The organism is Arthrobacter sp. Hb9-2 (assembly GCF_059091165.1).
On sequence record NZ_JBNHGJ010000011.1, the window covers coordinates 66,278 to 82,158 of the forward strand.

At 65.3% G+C, this 15,881-nt stretch carries 17 protein-coding genes; 11 read left to right on the plus strand and 6 right to left on the minus strand.

The genetic code is table 11. The features are described from left to right. The first annotated feature begins 102 nt into the window (after positions 1 to 102). On the plus strand, positions 103 to 1,173 hold the full coding sequence (locus AC5RV1_RS08650; protein WP_493994203.1) for a DNA polymerase IV: 1,071 nt from the start codon (positions 103 to 105) through the stop codon (positions 1,171 to 1,173). 96 nt (positions 1,174 to 1,269) lie between these two features. On the opposite strand, the gene AC5RV1_RS08655 is transcribed toward AC5RV1_RS08650, so the two are convergent. Then, positions 1,270 to 1,446 (minus strand): CsbD family protein, encoded by a 177-nt coding sequence (locus AC5RV1_RS08655; RefSeq protein ID WP_104998934.1) that lies wholly within the window; start codon positions 1,444 to 1,446, stop codon positions 1,270 to 1,272. A 140-nt stretch (positions 1,447 to 1,586) separates the two neighbouring features. Between AC5RV1_RS08655 and AC5RV1_RS08660 the strand changes: the two genes are divergently transcribed. From AC5RV1_RS08660 to AC5RV1_RS08680, 5 genes are all read left to right on the plus strand, one after another. Then, positions 1,587 to 2,048 carry an SRPBCC family protein gene (locus AC5RV1_RS08660; protein ID WP_493994204.1) on the plus strand — a complete coding sequence of 154 codons (462 nt, stop codon included), beginning with the start codon at positions 1,587 to 1,589 and terminating at the stop codon, positions 2,046 to 2,048. Continuing rightward, the gene (locus tag AC5RV1_RS08665; RefSeq protein WP_493994205.1) at positions 2,048 to 2,725 is read left to right on the plus strand and encodes a pentapeptide repeat-containing protein; all 678 of its coding nucleotides are present in this window, start codon (positions 2,048 to 2,050) and stop codon (positions 2,723 to 2,725) included. The genes AC5RV1_RS08660 and AC5RV1_RS08665 overlap by 1 nt, the downstream gene beginning before the upstream one ends. Before the next feature lie 130 nt (positions 2,726 to 2,855). Continuing rightward, complete coding sequence (locus AC5RV1_RS08670; protein WP_493994206.1) at positions 2,856 to 4,082, plus strand: thiolase family protein; 1,227 nt, start codon at positions 2,856 to 2,858, stop codon at positions 4,080 to 4,082. Further along, positions 4,082 to 4,897, plus strand: a complete 816-nt coding sequence (locus tag AC5RV1_RS08675) for an enoyl-CoA hydratase/isomerase family protein (RefSeq protein ID WP_493994207.1) — start codon at positions 4,082 to 4,084, stop codon at positions 4,895 to 4,897. Before AC5RV1_RS08670 ends, AC5RV1_RS08675 begins: the two co-directional genes overlap by 1 nt. Then, entirely contained in the window at positions 4,894 to 5,766 is an 873-nt protein-coding gene (locus AC5RV1_RS08680; RefSeq protein WP_493994208.1) for a 3-hydroxyacyl-CoA dehydrogenase family protein, read from the plus strand. Before AC5RV1_RS08675 ends, AC5RV1_RS08680 begins: the two co-directional genes overlap by 4 nt. 9 nt (positions 5,767 to 5,775) lie before the next feature. Here AC5RV1_RS08680 and AC5RV1_RS08685 read toward each other — a convergent pair whose 3' ends face one another. Then, entirely contained in the window at positions 5,776 to 6,009 is a 234-nt protein-coding gene (locus tag AC5RV1_RS08685; RefSeq protein ID WP_493947104.1) for a DUF6480 family protein, read from the minus strand. A 75-nt stretch (positions 6,010 to 6,084) separates the two neighbouring features. Between AC5RV1_RS08685 and AC5RV1_RS08690 the strand changes: the two genes are divergently transcribed. Beyond that, positions 6,085 to 6,693, plus strand: a complete 609-nt coding sequence (locus tag AC5RV1_RS08690; protein ID WP_493947103.1) for a GNAT family N-acetyltransferase — start codon at positions 6,085 to 6,087, stop codon at positions 6,691 to 6,693. A gap of 10 nt (positions 6,694 to 6,703) precedes the next feature. Here AC5RV1_RS08690 and AC5RV1_RS08695 read toward each other — a convergent pair whose 3' ends face one another. Next, the gene (locus AC5RV1_RS08695; RefSeq protein WP_493994209.1) at positions 6,704 to 7,618 is read right to left on the minus strand and encodes an SGNH/GDSL hydrolase family protein; all 915 of its coding nucleotides are present in this window, start codon (positions 7,616 to 7,618) and stop codon (positions 6,704 to 6,706) included. Between the two features lie 162 nt (positions 7,619 to 7,780). On the opposite strand from AC5RV1_RS08695, the gene AC5RV1_RS08700 reads away from it, so the two are divergent. Continuing rightward, entirely contained in the window at positions 7,781 to 8,500 is a 720-nt protein-coding gene (locus AC5RV1_RS08700) for a tyrosine-protein phosphatase (protein ID WP_493994210.1), read from the plus strand. Then, complete coding sequence (locus tag AC5RV1_RS08705) at positions 8,497 to 11,052, plus strand: S1 family peptidase (RefSeq protein ID WP_493994211.1); 2,556 nt, start codon at positions 8,497 to 8,499, stop codon at positions 11,050 to 11,052. Before AC5RV1_RS08700 ends, AC5RV1_RS08705 begins: the two co-directional genes overlap by 4 nt. Positions 11,053 to 11,080: 28 nt before the next feature. Here AC5RV1_RS08705 and AC5RV1_RS08710 read toward each other — a convergent pair whose 3' ends face one another. After that, positions 11,081 to 11,527, minus strand: a complete 447-nt coding sequence (locus AC5RV1_RS08710) for a PaaI family thioesterase (protein WP_493994212.1) — start codon at positions 11,525 to 11,527, stop codon at positions 11,081 to 11,083. 144 nt (positions 11,528 to 11,671) lie between these two features. On the opposite strand from AC5RV1_RS08710, the gene paaZ reads away from it, so the two are divergent. Continuing rightward, the gene (paaZ, locus tag AC5RV1_RS08715; protein WP_493994213.1) at positions 11,672 to 13,783 is read left to right on the plus strand and encodes a phenylacetic acid degradation bifunctional protein PaaZ; all 2,112 of its coding nucleotides are present in this window, start codon (positions 11,672 to 11,674) and stop codon (positions 13,781 to 13,783) included. A 184-nt stretch (positions 13,784 to 13,967) separates the two neighbouring features. Further along, entirely contained in the window at positions 13,968 to 14,375 is a 408-nt protein-coding gene (locus tag AC5RV1_RS08720) for a VOC family protein (protein ID WP_493947094.1), read from the plus strand. 70 nt (positions 14,376 to 14,445) lie between these two features. Here AC5RV1_RS08720 and AC5RV1_RS08725 read toward each other — a convergent pair whose 3' ends face one another. Continuing rightward, positions 14,446 to 14,736, minus strand: a complete 291-nt coding sequence (locus AC5RV1_RS08725) for a hypothetical protein (protein ID WP_163168054.1) — start codon at positions 14,734 to 14,736, stop codon at positions 14,446 to 14,448. 24 nt (positions 14,737 to 14,760) lie between these two features. Next, a complete protein-coding gene (locus AC5RV1_RS08730) occupies positions 14,761 to 15,873 on the minus strand; it encodes a S1C family serine protease (protein ID WP_493994214.1) in 1,113 nt (370 codons plus the stop codon). Positions 15,874 to 15,881: the final 8 nt, after the last annotated feature.

Sequence of the window (15,881 nt, forward strand, 5' to 3'; positions counted from 1 at the left end):
AGTCGCTGGAACGCGTCAGCGTCGGGGCACCGTTCCAGGGATTTCGACGACGTGCGGGTATGCCTGTGGTGCGGAGCGCTCCATGGAGGCAAACTAAGGCTTGTGGGCGAACCCTGGGTGCTGCATGTGGACCTTGACCAGTTCATTGCAGCCGTCGAAGTGCTCCGCCGCCCTGAACTCGCGGGCAAGGCGGTGATCGTTGGCGGCCGCGGCGATCCGTCCGAGCGGGCGGTGGTGTCTACGGCGTCGTACGAAGCGAGGGTTTTCGGTGTCGGCTCGGGAATGCCGCTGCGCATCGCCGCACGAAAAGTGCCCGACGCCGTCATCCTGCCCGTCGACCAGGAGGCCTACCTCGCTGCGTCCGAACAGGTCATGTCAGTGCTGCGCGCGCAACCGGGCGCCACGGTCCAGGTTCTCGGCTGGGACGAAGCGTTTGTTGGCGTGCAGGCGGCGGACCCCGAGGCCTATGCCCGGCAACTGCAGCACGCCGTCCTTGAGGAGACCCGGCTGCACTGCAGTGTGGGCGTCGGCGACACCCTGGTCCGCGCCAAAGTAGCCACTACGTTCGGCAAGCCGGCCGGCGTCTTCCGGCTCACTGAAGACAATTGGCTCAGGGTCATGGGAAGCCGGCCCACCATCGAGCTGTGGGGCGTGGGAACCAAGGTGTCGCGGCGCCTGGCCACGCTTGGCATCAAGACTGTTGCCCAGCTTGCGGCGTCCAACCCTGATGACCTGGTTCCCGAATTCGGCCCGAAGATGGGCCCCTGGTACGCGCAGCTCGGCCGGGGCGACGGGTCACGGACAGTCGATGACACGCCCTGGGTGGCACGCGGGCACAGCCGGGAAACCACCTTCCAGCACGATCTGACTGAACCCGGGCAGATTGACGACGCCGTCCGGGAGCTGGCGGCGCGTGTGCTGGAGGATGTCGGGGCCGAGGGGCGGCCGGTCATCGGGCTGACGCTCAAGGTCCGCTACGCCCCGTTCATCACCAAAACGTACGCCCGGAAGATCCCCGAGACATCAGACCCCGCGGAGGTGCTTGCGCGTACTCTCGACCTCGTGGCGAAGATCGAGCCCGGCCGCCCCATCCGGCTCCTGGGGCTGCGCGCCGAAATGACGATGCCCGAAGACTCCCGGCAGGGGCACACTCCGACCCGCAGCGGATGGTGAAAGTGGCTGGACAGCGGAATGGCGGCGGATCCTGGGATCCGCCGCCATTTCTGACTGTTGCAGCACGCCGTTCGCTGCGGCTGCATCAGCGAGGAGCTAGTCGCGCTTGAACTCGTCCTTGACGCTTTCGCCGACCTTCTTGGCGTCGGCCTTGACCTGGTCCGCCTGGCCCTCTGCCTTCAGGCGGTCATTGTCCGTTGCGTTGCCCGCAGCTTCCTTGGCTTTGCCGCCCATATCTTCTGCTGCGTTACTGATCTTGTCTCCGAGGCCCATGGTTGTGGCCTCCTTTCGTTTCCGTTGATCAAACAATGCATTTTCACACTAACACGAAGCTTGCTTACTATTTCAAGCCCGGACTTTCCTTCCGGGAGGGGCGCCTGTTGATTGTCCGTACCCGCGGCTAGGCTCGGAACATGGAGCACACCACCAGCCTCACCCAGCACATTCAGGCGTCACCGGAGAAAGTCTGGTCCGTCATCACGGACATCCCTGGCTCCGCGGCAACGCTGTCCGGAGTCGATTCCGTGCAGCTCCTCACTGACGGCCCCTACGGGGAAGGGACGCGCTGGAAGGAGACCCGGAAGATGCTGGGCAAGTCCGAGACGGTGGAGATGTGGGTGGCGGAAGCAGACCGGCAGCGCAGCACCACCGTCAAAGCCGTCCAGGGTGGCGCGGACTACACCACCAGGTTCAGCCTTGCCCCGCGGGACGGCGGCACCGAGCTTACCCTGACCTTCGGTGCCGAAGTCATCAAGCCCACGGTAGTGAGCCGGCTCATGATGCTGCTGTTTGGCAGGATGGGTATGGCCGCCACCCGCAAAGCCCTGACCAAGGACCTGGCAGAGATCGCAGCCAAAGCAGAATCGCTTCCGTAGTGGCTGCGTATGCTTCCAAGGCCGCTGACCTGAAGGTTAGTGCCCCCAGGCTCACGCCGGTGCGGCTGGAGAACCTGACGGACCAGCCGGCATCGGACTTCCGCCGCGGTGAAAGGTACGACGGCGGCCGGTACAGCCGTGCCGAGGCTGATGGACTCGAACTCAGCGGGACAGACTTCGCAGAGTGCGAGTTCCAGGGGGTGTCCTTCAATGACACGCAGCTCCGCGGATCCTCGTTCCGGGACTGCATCCTGGGCGAGCTGTACGCACCGGTGTTTAAGGCGGCCCGCTCCACCTGGCGGGACGTCGAGTTGCGGAATCCGCGGCTTGGCTCCGCTGAACTGTACGAGAGCGGCTGGCAGTCAGTCAGCATCGAGGGCGGCAAGCTGGACTTCCTCAACCTGCGCGGCGCCAAGCTCACCGACGTCCTCATCAGCGACTGCATCATCAACGAACTGGACCTGGGCTCAGCCACGGGTACCCGCGTTGGGCTCAAGAACTGCACCATCGGCTCCCTCGACCTCGCTGGGGCCAAACTCAAGGACTTTGATGTCCGGAGCACGGGGTTCCGCAGCATCAGCGGGCTCGGCAGCATGGCGGGTGTCGTGGTGGACGAGTACCAGTTGGGCCTCCTGGCACCCCTCCTGGCCGCGCATCTAGGCATTACGGTCCTCTAAAGCGTTCGAGGGAAGCGCCGGTACCCATCCAAGACCCTCCCGTGTACTATTTACAGAACGAACGGTCGGTAAGTGCTGAGCTCTGCCTGCCGCCGATGACAGTGCTGTTTATCGCGTGAAGGGTGTTTCCATGGCTGCAACCGCAGGTCCGCAGGCTTTCCTTGTTGGCGGAGTCCGAACGCCGGTGGGCAAATACGGCGGGGCGCTGTCCTCCATCCGCCCCGACGACCTCGCAGCCCTGGTAATCCGGGAGGCCGTGAACCGGGCCGGGCTTGATCCGGACAGCATTGACGAGGTGATCCTGGGCAACGCCAACGGCGCCGGGGAGGAAAACCGGAACGTCGCACGGATGGCCACCCTGCTTGCCGGCCTGCCCCTCCACATCCCCGGCATCACCGTTAACCGGCTCTGCTCCTCCGGCCTCAGCGCGATCATCCAGGCGAGTCACATGATCAAGGCCGGCGCCGCGGACATCGTTATCGCCGGTGGCGTCGAATCCATGAGCCGTGCACCCTGGGTCCAGGAAAAGCCCGCCGCCGCCTTTGCCAAGCCGGGCCAGATCTTCGACACCTCCATCGGTTGGCGCTTCACCAACCCCCAGTTCCACAAGGGCGAACTGTCCCGCGACGGCAAGATGACGTACTCCATGCCCGAGACGGCCGAAGAAGTGGCCCGCGTGGACGGCATCTCGCGCGAGGACGCCGACGCCTTCGCGGTCCGCTCGCACCAGCGTGCCCTTGACGCCACGGCTGCCGGCAGGTTCAAGGACGAAATCGTCCCGGTCACCGTCAAGACCCGGAAATCCGAGCATGTTGTGGACACGGATGAAGGTCCCCGGGCGGACACCACCTTGGACGTCCTGGCTGGGCTGAAGCCGGTGGCGAACGGCGGCAGCGTGGTCACGGCCGGCAACTCGTCGTCCCTTAACGACGGCGCGTCAGCCATCATCGTGGCGTCGGAAGCGGCCATCGAAAGGCTGGGCCTGACACCCCGCGCCCGCATCATCGATGGCGCCTCGGCCGGTTGTGAGCCCGAAATTATGGGTATCGGCCCGGTGCCGGCCACCCAGAAAGTCCTGAAGCGGAGCGGCCTCAGCGTCGGTGACCTCGGCGCCGTCGAACTCAACGAAGCGTTTGCCACGCAGTCCCTCGCCTGCATCCGCCGGCTGGGCCTGGAAACGGACATTGTGAACAACGACGGCGGCGCTATCGCTTTGGGGCATCCTCTGGGTTCCAGCGGTGCCAGGATCGCCATCACCCTGCTGGGGCGGATGGAGCGTGAGGACGCGCGGATCGGGCTGGCCACCATGTGCATCGGCGTCGGTCAAGGCACCGCCATGCTGCTGGAGAAGGTCTAATGCCGGGCGCTGTGGACCTGGCGTCGGAAAAGTTCCATGCGCTGCTGGTGGAAGAGCGCGGAGACCGCGTGGTGGTGCTCCTCAACCGCCCCGAGGTCCGGAATGCCATCGACCAGCAGATGGTGGATGAACTCCACGTCGTCTGCGCTGCCCTTGAGCAGAACCCGAAGGTACTGATCATCGCCGGCGTGGACGGTGTTTTTGCCTCGGGAGCGGACATCGCACAGCTGCGGGAGCGCCGCCGGGACGATGCCCTGCAGGGAATCAACTCCACCATCTTCGTCCGGATCGCCAAGCTGCCCATGCCCGTCATTGCCGCCCTGGACGGGTATTGCCTGGGCGGCGGGGCGGAACTCGCCTATGCGGCTGACTTCCGGATCGGCACACCGAACGTGCGCATCGGCAACCCGGAAACCGGGCTGGGCATCCTCGCCGCAGCCGGGGCCAGCTGGCGGCTGAAGGAACTGGTGGGGGAGCCGGTGGCGAAGCAGATTCTGCTGGCCGGCAGGGTCCTCGGGGCCGAGGAAGCCCTGGCGGTGAACCTCATCAGCGAGGTCCATGGCCCCGCTCAGCTTCTTGACGCTGCGCACGACCTGGCGGACAGGATCGGCCGGCAGGATCCGCTGGCCGTGCGGATCACCAAGTCAGTGTTCCATGCACCGGCGGAAGCCCACCCCCTGATCGACCAGTTGGCCCAGGGCATCCTCTTTGAATCTGAGGCCAAGTTCGACCGGATGCAGCGGTTTTTGGACAAGAAGGCCGACAACAGCGCCGGTGTGAAGGCCGGCACCGGGACCGGAAAGAAGAATCCATGAGCACACCGCAACCTGCCCCTGGCCTGCCTTCCCGCGTCGGCGTCTTGGGCGGCGGCCGCATGGGTGCCGGCATCGCGCACGCCTTCCTGGTCAAGGGGGCGGATGTGCTGGTGATCGAGCGCGACGAGCAGTCCGCCGAGGCGGCCCGGGAACGGGTCGAATCAGCCGCAGCCAAGAGCATTGAGCGCGGCGCCGTCGACGCCAACCTCGACGAGCTCGTTTCACGGCTTACGGTGGGCGTGGACTACCACGCTTTCAAGGACCGGCAACTGGTGGTCGAAGCGGTGCCCGAGGACTGGGACCTGAAGGTCACCGCGCTGCAGGGCATCGAGGAACGGCTCGCGGATGATGCCTATCTGGCGTCAAACACGTCCTCGCTGTCCGTGAGCGGACTGGCCGGGGAACTGAAGCGGCCGGAAAACTTCCTGGGGCTGCATTTTTTCAACCCGGTGCCGGCGTCCACCCTGATCGAGGTGGTGCTGGGTGAACACACGTCTTCCGGCCTTGCCGCTGCGGCGAAAGGGTGGGTGGAGGCACTGGGCAAGACCGCCGTCGTCGTCAATGATGCGCCCGGGTTCGCGTCCTCCCGGCTGGGCGTGGCGATCGCCCTGGAGGCAATGCGCATGGTGGAGGAGGGGGTGGCGTCCGCCGAGGACATCGACGCCGCCATGGTCCTGGGCTATAAACACCCCACCGGACCGCTTCGAACCACGGACATCGTCGGGCTGGATGTGCGCCTGGGGATTGCCGAATACCTGCACTCCACGCTGGGGGAGCGATTCGCGCCGCCGCAGATCCTCAAGGACAAGGTGGCTCGCGGCGAATTGGGACGCAAAACCGGGAAGGGATTTTTTGACTGGCCCAGCTAGGAACGCCGGCTAGTCGAAAAATCCCACAATGTAGCCGACGAAGTACAGGAGCGACAGCAGGACCACCACCGCGATAGCTGCGATAACGAAGAACTGTGTGATCTTCTTTGTGCCGTGCTCATCGTGGCCCTGGGGTCCGGCTGTCGAGGCCTCACCCGGCGGCGTTTCGCCCGGGGGAACTCCGCCTCCCGGCTCCAGGCCGGTGATCTTGTCGTCCTCCGGGTCCGGGTTGGTTCCTGACACGTTATCTCCCTCGTTTGCCGTCCTGGTGCTTTGCCCAGCGTAACCGGCCCGGTTGGTTGGACCTAGGCTGGTGCAGTGACCTTCCTTGAACCCCTTACCCTGACCGGCCGGTATGTAACCCTGGAGCCGCTGAATCCGGACCATCACGACGGCCTGCTTGATGCTGCTCGGGACGGTGAGCTGTGGCGCCTCTGGTACACGTCGGTGCCGTCGCCGGACGAAATGGCAGCCGAGATTCAGCGGAGGCTTGCCCTGCAGGAGCAGGGTTCCATGCTGCCGTTCACTACCCGGTTGATCGACCCGGCCTCCGGCGGCCCCGGCAGGATCATCGGAATGACCACGTACATGAACGTCGACGCCGGCACTCCCCGTGTTGAGATCGGATCCACTTGGAACGCCGCTTCAGTGCAGGGGACCGGGACCAACCCGGACTCCAAGCTGCTGCTCCTGCGGCACGCGTTTGAGGTCCTTGGCTGCCCTGCCGTGGAGTTTCGGACGCACTGGCTTAACCACCAGTCGCGCGAGGCGATCGCCCGGCTGGGTGCCAAGCAGGACGGTGTGCTCCGCAACCACTCAAGGACGCGCGACGGCCTCCTGCGCGACACGGTGGTGTTCTCCATCCTCGAACACGAATGGCCCATGGTCCGGGCGGGCCTGGAGCACCGGCTCGCCCGCCGGGGCTAGGGGTGCTTGGTTACTGGCGTGCGGGCTGGGCCGGCCCAACCGCTGCCAGGAGCGCTGAGGCGTAAGCCTGATGCCCCGCCTGATTGGGGTGGAAGTTGTAGTCGGCCCCGAAGTCGCTTGGTGACAGCTGGAGCCACGGGGCTGCTGAATTAACGGCGTGTTCGGCAAACTCATCGGTCACACCAACGTACAGCAGGTCTGTTCCGGGCCACGCCTGGGCGGCCAGAACAGCTTTTTCGATAGTCGCATTCACTACTGACGTGGCCCCATTCATGAGCGCCTGATTCTCCCGCGGGATCGGCCTTATTTGACTGGCTGGATCGAAGAGGAGCGGGTAGCCCAGCACCACCGTCTTTGCACGTGGTGCCGTTACTTCTATGGCTAAATATGTCCCGACGAGACTCGCTTTTAGGAAAGCAAGGGCTTCGGGGGAGGTGGCCTGCGCAACAGCGGCTTTGCATGTGCTCTCATCCGAAAAAGCACAAACTCCCAGCACCCGGGCGAAACCCAGATCATTGGCTCCAGCGGTAATCGAGACCAGATCCGTCTTAGCGGAGAAGGCCCTGCCGCGCACCTGGAGCCTGATTTGCTCGTGAACAGTGGGCGTGTAGATGACGGGGTCATATGTAGGGCTGAGTCTGGAGAGCACGGCTCCGTGGCAGGCCGCATTCGCCACCAGCTTGATCCCTTTGCTCTTTCCCACCAGGTCCACGTACCCCGGCTGGCTCTGCCAGCAGTCCACCCCTGCAGGGCGTTCCGGTGCCCCCGCTCCGGTCCCCGCGGTGTAGGAATCGCCCAATGCCACGTAATCGGTCTGGGCCGGCGCCGCCTCGGCCGGAATGGCTGTGACACCAAGTGCCATCGCCACGGTAACGAGGGCCGCGGCGAAAACGGACCGCCGGCGTCGTACTGCTGGTTTTCCCATTTCGTTCCCCTTCGAACGTCCGCCGCGAACTCGCCGCAGTCAGCTCATGGTCACCGTATACCCCAAGGCCTAACAGGTCACTGGTAGGCCATACCCCAATTTCGGCAGGCCCGCTACCTATTAGAGGTGCAACGGATGTGACTGATGTGATTAGCTGTGCGGATGAACAGAGCGGACAGGTCGATGGACTGGGACGGCGCTGTCAACGCGTGGCACGTGGCTGGCGGGGTTTACCGGATGGGGCGGCGGGAGTGGCTGACCGAGGCTGGCTGGCGGCAGGCCTACAGCGACGGCGTCCGCACCGTTATTGACCTCCGCAACACTCCTGAGGCCCGTCGCCGGGACAGCGATCCCCTCGTTGCGGACTCGGCGTTGGCCGGGATAACCATAGTTTCCGCGCCTACCGAAGAGCCCGGTCATCCGGGCTTTACAGAGATTTCCGGCCCCTACCTCAACGACCCCGCCTATTATGCGGACAACGCCAGGATCTTCCCGGAGAAGCTGGTGGGAGTCTTTCGTGAACTGGCCGCAGCATCGACGCGAGGCAACGTTGTGCTCCACTGCGCCGCCGGCAGGGACCGCAGCGGCATGGTGGCCGCCATGGTCCAGGACCTCGCAGGGGACTCCGACCAGGACATCGCCGAGGGCTACCGGCGCGCCGCCCGCGGTATTAATGAGCGCTATCGCACCCACGGCCCGCCGCACGACCGCGAACGCTATCTTGAGGAAGCCGAGCTGGCACCTGTACTCGAGCAGCGCGGAGACGCAGTCGTGGAGTTTGTGCGGAGCCTGGACACCCGGGCTTTCTTGCTGCGGCACGGCCTGAGCCCTGCTGAGCTGGACGCGGTGCTGGCACTCTGCGGAGCCGGAGTTTCCCGATGAGCGCCGGCAACCTGAGGCGTGTGCTCTCACTTGGTGCTGCCACTGGCGTGCTGGCCGCGTCCGCCTACGTGGCTGTTCCCGTCTGGGCGGTTGGGAACGACAGCGCAACTGGGGCGACCAGTCCGGCCGCAAGCACCGTAGCCACGCCGGGCACGGAGACCCCAGCGCCGGCACCTTCCGGCGGCATTTCCGCAGCGGGTCTCGCTGATGCCGTCCAGCGTGACCTCGGCGTCACCCCGGAAAAGTTCGCCGCGGCGGGGGAGCTGGGCGTCCGGGCAGAGGAGGCCGCAGCGAAGCTCCGCGCCGTGCCTGGCTACACGGGCATCCGGGTGGAAGGCAGCCGGATCATCGTGTCGGGCCTCGGAGTCGAACTGCAGGCAGCCGTGCACGCGCTCGCCGCCGGCGCTCCCGGCCTTCCGCTGGAGCTGGAAGCGCAAGCTGCGCCTGAACCCGCAGCGTCGGCATCCCCAGCCCCCGTGGCCGAACTTGCAGCCAACACCGAGCAGCTTTTCCAGGCCTACGTGCGCGAAGTCGGTGTCACGGATCTGCAGGCGGTGGTCAGCATTGGTCCCAAGTTTGTCATCAGGATCGGGGGCGTCAACACACCGGAGTCGGCAGGCACGGCGGCTCCGTCCATCACTGGTTCAGCGGCGACGGACACGGGCACCGGGAAGATGTCGGCGTCCGAATTCGTGTCGAGGTACGCAAACGTCGAACTGGCACCGGGAGCCCCCATGAAACCGGAAGCCGATGTCCAGGGCGGCGTGGGTTATGCAGCAGACAGCGGGCGGGTTTGTTCGACAGGTTTCTCCGCATTCACCCCGGCTGGCCTGCCTGCCGTCCTGACCGCGGGGCACTGCGGCGAGGATGGTGTATCCAAGACCGCTGACCTGCTGTTCCAAGGAACGCGGGCAGGCTTGCTGGGCAACTTCGAGTTCAGTCAATTTGGCGGACCAGGCAACACCCCCGTCCTGCAGCCCAGTAACGCCACAAACCCCGGAAACGTGGGAACGGATCTCTCGGTCATTGGCGCCCTCCGCGCGGATTTGAACCCACTCCCCACAGCTACCACGTGGGGAGACCAGGCTGCCCCGGGACCGGACGTTAAAATCGTCGGCGCGGCTGCCCCCGTGATTGGCATGGACGTGTGCCGTTCCGGCTGGCGGACGGGATGGTCGTGCGGCACCATCAGCGAGGTTGGGATCTACCTCATCGAGGGGACCAACTATGCAAAAGACAACAAGGATCTCCGGGCCATCAGGGGCTTCGTGTCCTTGGACGTGCAATCGGCTGGCGGCGACTCCGGCGGCCCCTGGATCAGCGGAAACTACGCGGTGGGCATCCATTCCGCCGGGGAAAGCGGAGGGGCCCAAAACTTCGCCCTGGCCGCCACCCTGCAGGACGCACTCGAAGTGCTGCCCGGGTACCAGCTGGAAGTCTTCCTGAATAAACCGGTGCTGACTTCGCCCGCCCCTGGGGGAAGCATACAAGCAGGCCAAGCGATCTCCGGACAGGTTCCCGCGGACCCGGCGTCCGCCGCAGGTACCGCAGTCCTCATCACCCTGCCTGGCCATGAAACCTTTGACGTGCCCGTCGACAAAGCAGGCTATTGGAGCTTTAACGCCCCGTGGCCTGCCGGCCCGTTGACCTTCCAGGCGGAAACTATGAACGGCCCCAGCCGTTCCGGGGCAATGTCGCTGACGGCAGACGTTGCGCCGGCACCCCTGGCCGCCCCCACCATCACGGCTCCTGGCGGTCAGCCCCTGACGAAGTTGACCACCCTTTCCGGCACGGGTGCACCGGGTGCAGGCGTCACCGTCTCAGGTGACGTGGCGGGCTCCGGAACAGTAGGCCTGGACGGGCAATGGACGGTCAGCGTGGCAGGCGCGGCAGCTTTCGGCAATGTGACGGCCAACGCTGTGCTGTCCTCGCCGGGAACGGCCAACAGCCCTGTTGCCGCAGCAACGGTCCAAGTAACGCCTCCGCGTCCTGTCATTGAAAGCATCGCTGACGGGCAGCATGTCCGCCAGGACAACCTGCCGCAAACCATTTCCGGCAGCGGTACCGAGGGGGCAGAGGTGACCGTGTCGATCGATGGCAAGCCCCTCGCCAGCTCCACATCAAGCGGCCCCGCCGGATCCCGGTCAGCGGGGTCGGCCCTGGTACCGCTGGAGCTGGTGGCGGGCGGAACTTGGCAGGTTCCCTTCCCTGACGGATTGGCCCCCGGAGCCCACACAATTTCCGTAATCCAAGCCCTGGATGGACTCTCATCGGCAACGGCCACCGCGTCGTTCGTCCTTGACTCGGCCCCGCTGGTACCGCGGGTTTTCGCGGACGGCCCGCCCGCCGTCGTCGTGAACGCGCCCGTCAGCACCCCTCCTGCTGTCCTCGCGAACACCGGAGGAAACGGCGACCGGAGGAACACCGTCAACCTTGCCTACACCGGCCCGTCCGCGCTTCTCCCCGCGGCAGGCGCTGCCGCAACCGCAATCGTCGTCGGTGCCGTGCTGATGGCGCTGGTTCACCGTCGTCGGCGTCAGACGCCCGGCTGAGGTTTCGGACAACCGCCGTCCAGACTGGTTATTTGTGCCGCCGCATCAGCAGGTTGGTGATGCGCATGGTGCAAAGCCGCTGGCCGGCCTCGTTGGTGATGACCACCTCGTGCGTTGTGAGCGTCCCGCCCAAATGGATGGGGGTGGCGGTGATGGTCACCTGGCCCTCCCGCGCGGAGCGGTGGTGGGTGGCGGAGACGTCCACGCCCACCGCCGTTTTGCCCATGGTGCTCGCGTGGATCACGGCAGCCCAGGACCCTACCGCTTCGCCTACGGCCAGAGACGCTCCACCGTGCAGCAGCCCGAAGGACTGCCTGTTCCCCTCCACAGGCATGGTGGCCACCACACGCTCCACCGACTCCTCGAGGATCTTCACGCCCATCTTTTCGTCGAGCTCACCGAGGGTAATCTTCCACAACTCGTGGGCATCAGGCCGGTTCTCCACAGCTGCATCCTTCGGCGAGAGGGCGCTCATCTGTTCTCCTTCTGGGTGGTCATTTCGGGCCCGGCCTTCTAGTGTGCACCATGGCCTTTCATGTATGGTGAATATATTACCGAACGGACGGTCAGTAATCACTGGCCGCCTTTGTATGCCCCTTGTTGGAAGGACCCGTCAACGATGACCACCACCGCCACAGCTCCCCAGGCCACGGTCGACACCGTGGAGACAGTGCCCAGCTTCATCATGGATGCGTGGTGGACGCCCGACGCCGGTTCCACGGGTTCCGCTGTCCCCGTACGTGATGCGAGCACGGGGGAGATACTGGCCAAGGTGAGCACCGAGGGGCTGGACCTTTCCGCCGTCGTCGACTACGGCCGCACCACCGGACAGGCCGAACTCGGCCAGTTGACCTTCCACCAGCGCGCCCTCAAGCTCAAGGAACTGGCGCAGTACCTCCACGCCCGGCGCGAACACTTCTACTCCTTCTCCGCCCAGACCGGCGCCACCAAGGTCGACTCAATGATCGACATCGACGGCGGCATCGGCGTCCTCTTCACTTTTGGCTCCAAGGGCCGGCGCGAACTGCCGAACTCGCAGGTGGTGGTGGACGGGCCCATGGAAGTGCTGTCCAAGGACGGCTCCTTCGCGGGCGAGCATATCTACACCCGCATCCCGGGCGTGGCCGTACAGATCAACGCGTTCAACTTCCCGGTGTGGGGCATGCTGGAGAAGTTCGCCCCGGCTTTCATCGCCGGCGTTCCCACTATCGTCAAGCCCGCCACGCCTACCGGCTACGTAGCGGCAGCCGTGGTCAAGGCCATTGTTGAATCCAACATCCTTCCCAAGGGCTCGCTGCAGCTGATCTCCGGTTCCGTCCGCGGGCTGCTGGATGTGCTGGACTACCGCGACCTGGTGGCCTTCACCGGCTCTGCCTCCACCGCACTGTCCCTCAAATCCCACCCCAACGTGGTCCAGGGCGGGGTCCGGTTCACCTCCGAAACCGACTCCCTGAACGCCGCGATCCTGGGACCCGACGCCGTGGAGGGCACGCCTGAATTCGACGCCTTCGTGAAGTCCGTTGTCACCGAGATGACCGCGAAGGCGGGGCAGAAGTGCACCGCCATCCGCCGCGCCATCGTTCCGCAGGAGCTCGTAGCCGCGGTGTCTGCCGCCGTCGGCAAACGGATCTCTGAACGTGTTGTCCTGGGCGATCCTCGGGCGGACGGCGTCACCATGGGCGCGCTGGCCTCCGTTGAGCAGCTTGAGGGCGTCCGCGCGGCCGTGCAGTCAATGCTGGACGCCGGCGGTGAGCTTGCGTACGGAACCCTCGAAACGCCGTCGGTCACCTCCGCCGATGGGTCCACGGGCGTGGCGGACGGCGGCGCCTTCATGGCTCCCGTCCTGCTGAACTGGCAGGACCCCGAGGCGGAGGAAGTCCACTCGCTGGAGGCCTTCGGCCCCGTTTCTTCTGTGATCGGCTACAAGGACATTCCCGATGCCATCCGCCTCGCCGCCCGCGGCAGCGGCTCCCTGGTGGCCTCGGTGTGCACCAACGATCCGGCCGTGGCCCGCGAACTCGTGATGGGAATCGCTGCCCACCACGGCCGCGTCCTGATGCTCAACCGCGAGGACGCCCGCAGCTCCACCGGCCATGGCTCACCCGTGCCGCACCTGGTCCACGGCGGCCCCGGCCGGGCAGGCGGCAGCGAGGAACTGGGCGGTATCCGCTCGGTGATGCACCACATGCAGCGCACGGCCATCCAGGGCTCACCCAACATGCTCACCGCCGTTACCGGCGTCTGGCATGCCGGCGCGGACCGCAACTTCACCCTTGAGACGGAGGGAACCCACCCCTTCCGTAAGTCACTGGAGACGCTGCGGATTGGTGACGCCGTCAGGTCGGACCTGCGCCAGGTCACGCTGGAGGATATTTCGGCTTTCGCCAACTCCACCGGCGACACGTTCTACGCCCACACCAACCAGGAAGCCGCGGAAGCCAACCCGTTCTTCCCGGGCATCGTGGCGCACGGCTACCTCTTGCTCGCCTGGGGCGCGGGACTCTTTGTTGAGCCGGCTCCGGGCCCGGTACTGGCCAACTACGGGCTGGAGAACCTGCGCTTCGTCACGCCGGTGGCCGCTGGTGATTCAATCCGCGTCACGCTGACTGCCAAGAAAATCACCCCGCGCGAAACGGACGAGTACGGCGAGGTTGCCTGGGACGCAGTGCTCACCAACCAGAACGACGAGATCGTGGCCACCTACGACGTCCTCACCCTCGTGGCGAAGTAGCCCCACCCCCCGACGCTCTCTCACTTAATGCGCGTTTTTCCCTGACGCTCTCTCACTGTCCTTAAGAAAGTGAGAGAGCGTTTCGGGATGGGGCGCATTAAGTGAGAGAGCGTTTGAAGCAGGGAAACGGGCGGCGCTTTTCAGGCCACCCGGGCGTAAAATTCTCCCCGTAGGAGGTGGCCATATGACCCTAAGAATGAACACAGCCACCACCGTCCTGCCAGTCGATGATCCGATGCGCGCCCGCAGGTTCTACACAGAAAAACTCGGGATCCCGCACCGCGGCATGACAGACGATGGAAGCGAACTACTCGGCACCAACGGCGGCCCGATGCTGCAGTTGATGCCCGTCTCGGATGGGAAACACTCCGAGCACACTGCAATCAGCTTCGAGGTGACGGACATCGAGCGGACCGTCCGGGACATGGAAGCCAGGGGAGTGCAGTTCCAGGACTACGACCTGCCGAACCTGAAGACCGAGAACCACATCTGCACCACAAACTCGGAGAAGTGCGCCTGGTTCATGGACACGGAGCACAACATCCTCTGCGTCCACGAATCGCTTGGTGTCCAGGCCGAGTACGAACTCTAGATACCCCCTGAAAGCGGTAGGGGCGCCCCGATCAACCGGGGCGCCCCTACCGTCGTTTACGCCAGAAGTGTCAGGATTCGGCACCGCTGTGCAGGCCGTCGTCGCTGCTGTCGTCCGACGGCGCCGCGCCGGTCTGGTCGGAGAGGTCCATGTTGCCGCGGGCTTCATCCATGGTGGGGCCGCCGGAGGGAACGCTGTAGGTGTCCGGGCGGATGCCGTGGGACTGTTCCTCGATCAGCGCCTGCTCCTCGCTGAAGCGGATCGCGTTGGCTTCGTCTGCGGCATCCTGGGGAATGTCCTCGCGGACTTTGGACGGGTCCGGAATGATGAAGCCGGCGTTCGGTTCTTCCTTTGCGCTCATTGTCTAACCTTCCTTTTGGGTTTACTACTCGGTTGGCCGGTCGATAAGGTCCGCTTTGATGTCCAGCGTCTGGTCATCCCGCTGGACTTTGAAGCCTACGGTATCGCCGGGGTTGCGGTTCCGGAGTTCAGCCAGGAGCTTCTCGGGCGCATTCAGCTCCACTCCTTCCATGGATTCCAGGACGTCGCCGGGGCGGATTCCTGCGCGTCCTGCAGGGCCGTCCCCGTCCACGGACAAAACGACGACGCCGGTGGTTGCGTCGATGCCCAGCTGGTCCGCGATCTGCGGTGTCAGTTCGCCCGGGGTGAGACCGAGATAGGCGTGTTCGGCCGTGCCGTCGGCGAGCAGTTCTTCCGCCACTTGGACGGCGGTGGCGGCAGGGATGGCAAAGCCGAGGGAGACGGCGCCGGAAGACGGCGGGATGTACGCCTCGCTGATGCCGATGATCTCACCGCGCATGTTGATGACGGCGCCGCCGGAGTTGCCGGGGCTGATGGGCGCGTCAGTCTGGATCAGGTCCACCAGGGAGAGGCTGTTGGAGGCGGAACCCGGAATTGAACGGTGGAGGCCGGAGATGATCCCTGCGGTGGCGGTGTTTTCGAAGCCCAGTGGGGAACCCAGCACCAGGGCGCCTTCTCCCACGCGGGGAAGGCTGTTCTGGTAGGTGGGCTTGGGCAGGCCGGTGCGGTTGGCCTGGACCAGGGCCAGGTCCGTGACAGGATCCGTGGCCCGCACGGTCCCCTCTACCCGCTGCCCGTCCGCGAAACCGACCTCAACCGTAGTGTTGCCCCGCACCACATGCTCGTTGGTGAGGATGAGGCCGTCCTCCGAATACACCACACCGCTGCCCAACCCGCCCTCGGTGAAGATGGTCACTACGGACGGGGCCAGGTTCTCCACCAGCTGGGGAATGCCGCCGGCCGCATCAGGAGCGGGCGCGTTCACGGTGGGTGAAGCCGTTGCGTTGGGCGGGCTGTTGGCGCCGGCCGTGGTGGCTGCGGACGGTTCGCTGGGGGCAGGGGGAGCAGGTGAACCGGTGCACGCCGTGAGGGCCAGGGACACCGCCAGGACCATTCCTCCGGCTGCTGCACGCAGGCAGGCAGGCCCGCGGAATCCCTGGCTGATGGTGGTGCTCATGGATGACC

Coding starts and splice junctions, on each gene's coding strand:
- AC5RV1_RS08655 (WP_104998934.1), bottom strand. CDS start 1,446: ATGGGCCTCGGAGACAAGATCAGTAACGCAGCAGAAGATATGGGCGGC.
- AC5RV1_RS08660 (WP_493994204.1), top strand. CDS start 1,587: ATGGAGCACACCACCAGCCTCACCCAGCACATTCAGGCGTCACCGGAG.
- AC5RV1_RS08670 (WP_493994206.1), top strand. CDS start 2,856: ATGGCTGCAACCGCAGGTCCGCAGGCTTTCCTTGTTGGCGGAGTCCGA.
- AC5RV1_RS08675 (WP_493994207.1), top strand. CDS start 4,082: ATGCCGGGCGCTGTGGACCTGGCGTCGGAAAAGTTCCATGCGCTGCTG.
- AC5RV1_RS08680 (WP_493994208.1), top strand. CDS start 4,894: ATGAGCACACCGCAACCTGCCCCTGGCCTGCCTTCCCGCGTCGGCGTC.
- AC5RV1_RS08695 (WP_493994209.1), bottom strand. CDS start 7,618: ATGGGAAAACCAGCAGTACGACGCCGGCGGTCCGTTTTCGCCGCGGCC.
- AC5RV1_RS08700 (WP_493994210.1), top strand. CDS start 7,781: ATGAACAGAGCGGACAGGTCGATGGACTGGGACGGCGCTGTCAACGCG.
- AC5RV1_RS08705 (WP_493994211.1), top strand. CDS start 8,497: ATGAGCGCCGGCAACCTGAGGCGTGTGCTCTCACTTGGTGCTGCCACT.
- AC5RV1_RS08710 (WP_493994212.1), bottom strand. CDS start 11,527: ATGAGCGCCCTCTCGCCGAAGGATGCAGCTGTGGAGAACCGGCCTGAT.
- paaZ (WP_493994213.1), top strand. CDS start 11,672: ATGACCACCACCGCCACAGCTCCCCAGGCCACGGTCGACACCGTGGAG.
- AC5RV1_RS08720 (WP_493947094.1), top strand. CDS start 13,968: ATGACCCTAAGAATGAACACAGCCACCACCGTCCTGCCAGTCGATGAT.
- AC5RV1_RS08725 (WP_163168054.1), bottom strand. CDS start 14,736: ATGAGCGCAAAGGAAGAACCGAACGCCGGCTTCATCATTCCGGACCCG.
- AC5RV1_RS08730 (WP_493994214.1), bottom strand. CDS start 15,873: ATGAGCACCACCATCAGCCAGGGATTCCGCGGGCCTGCCTGCCTGCGT.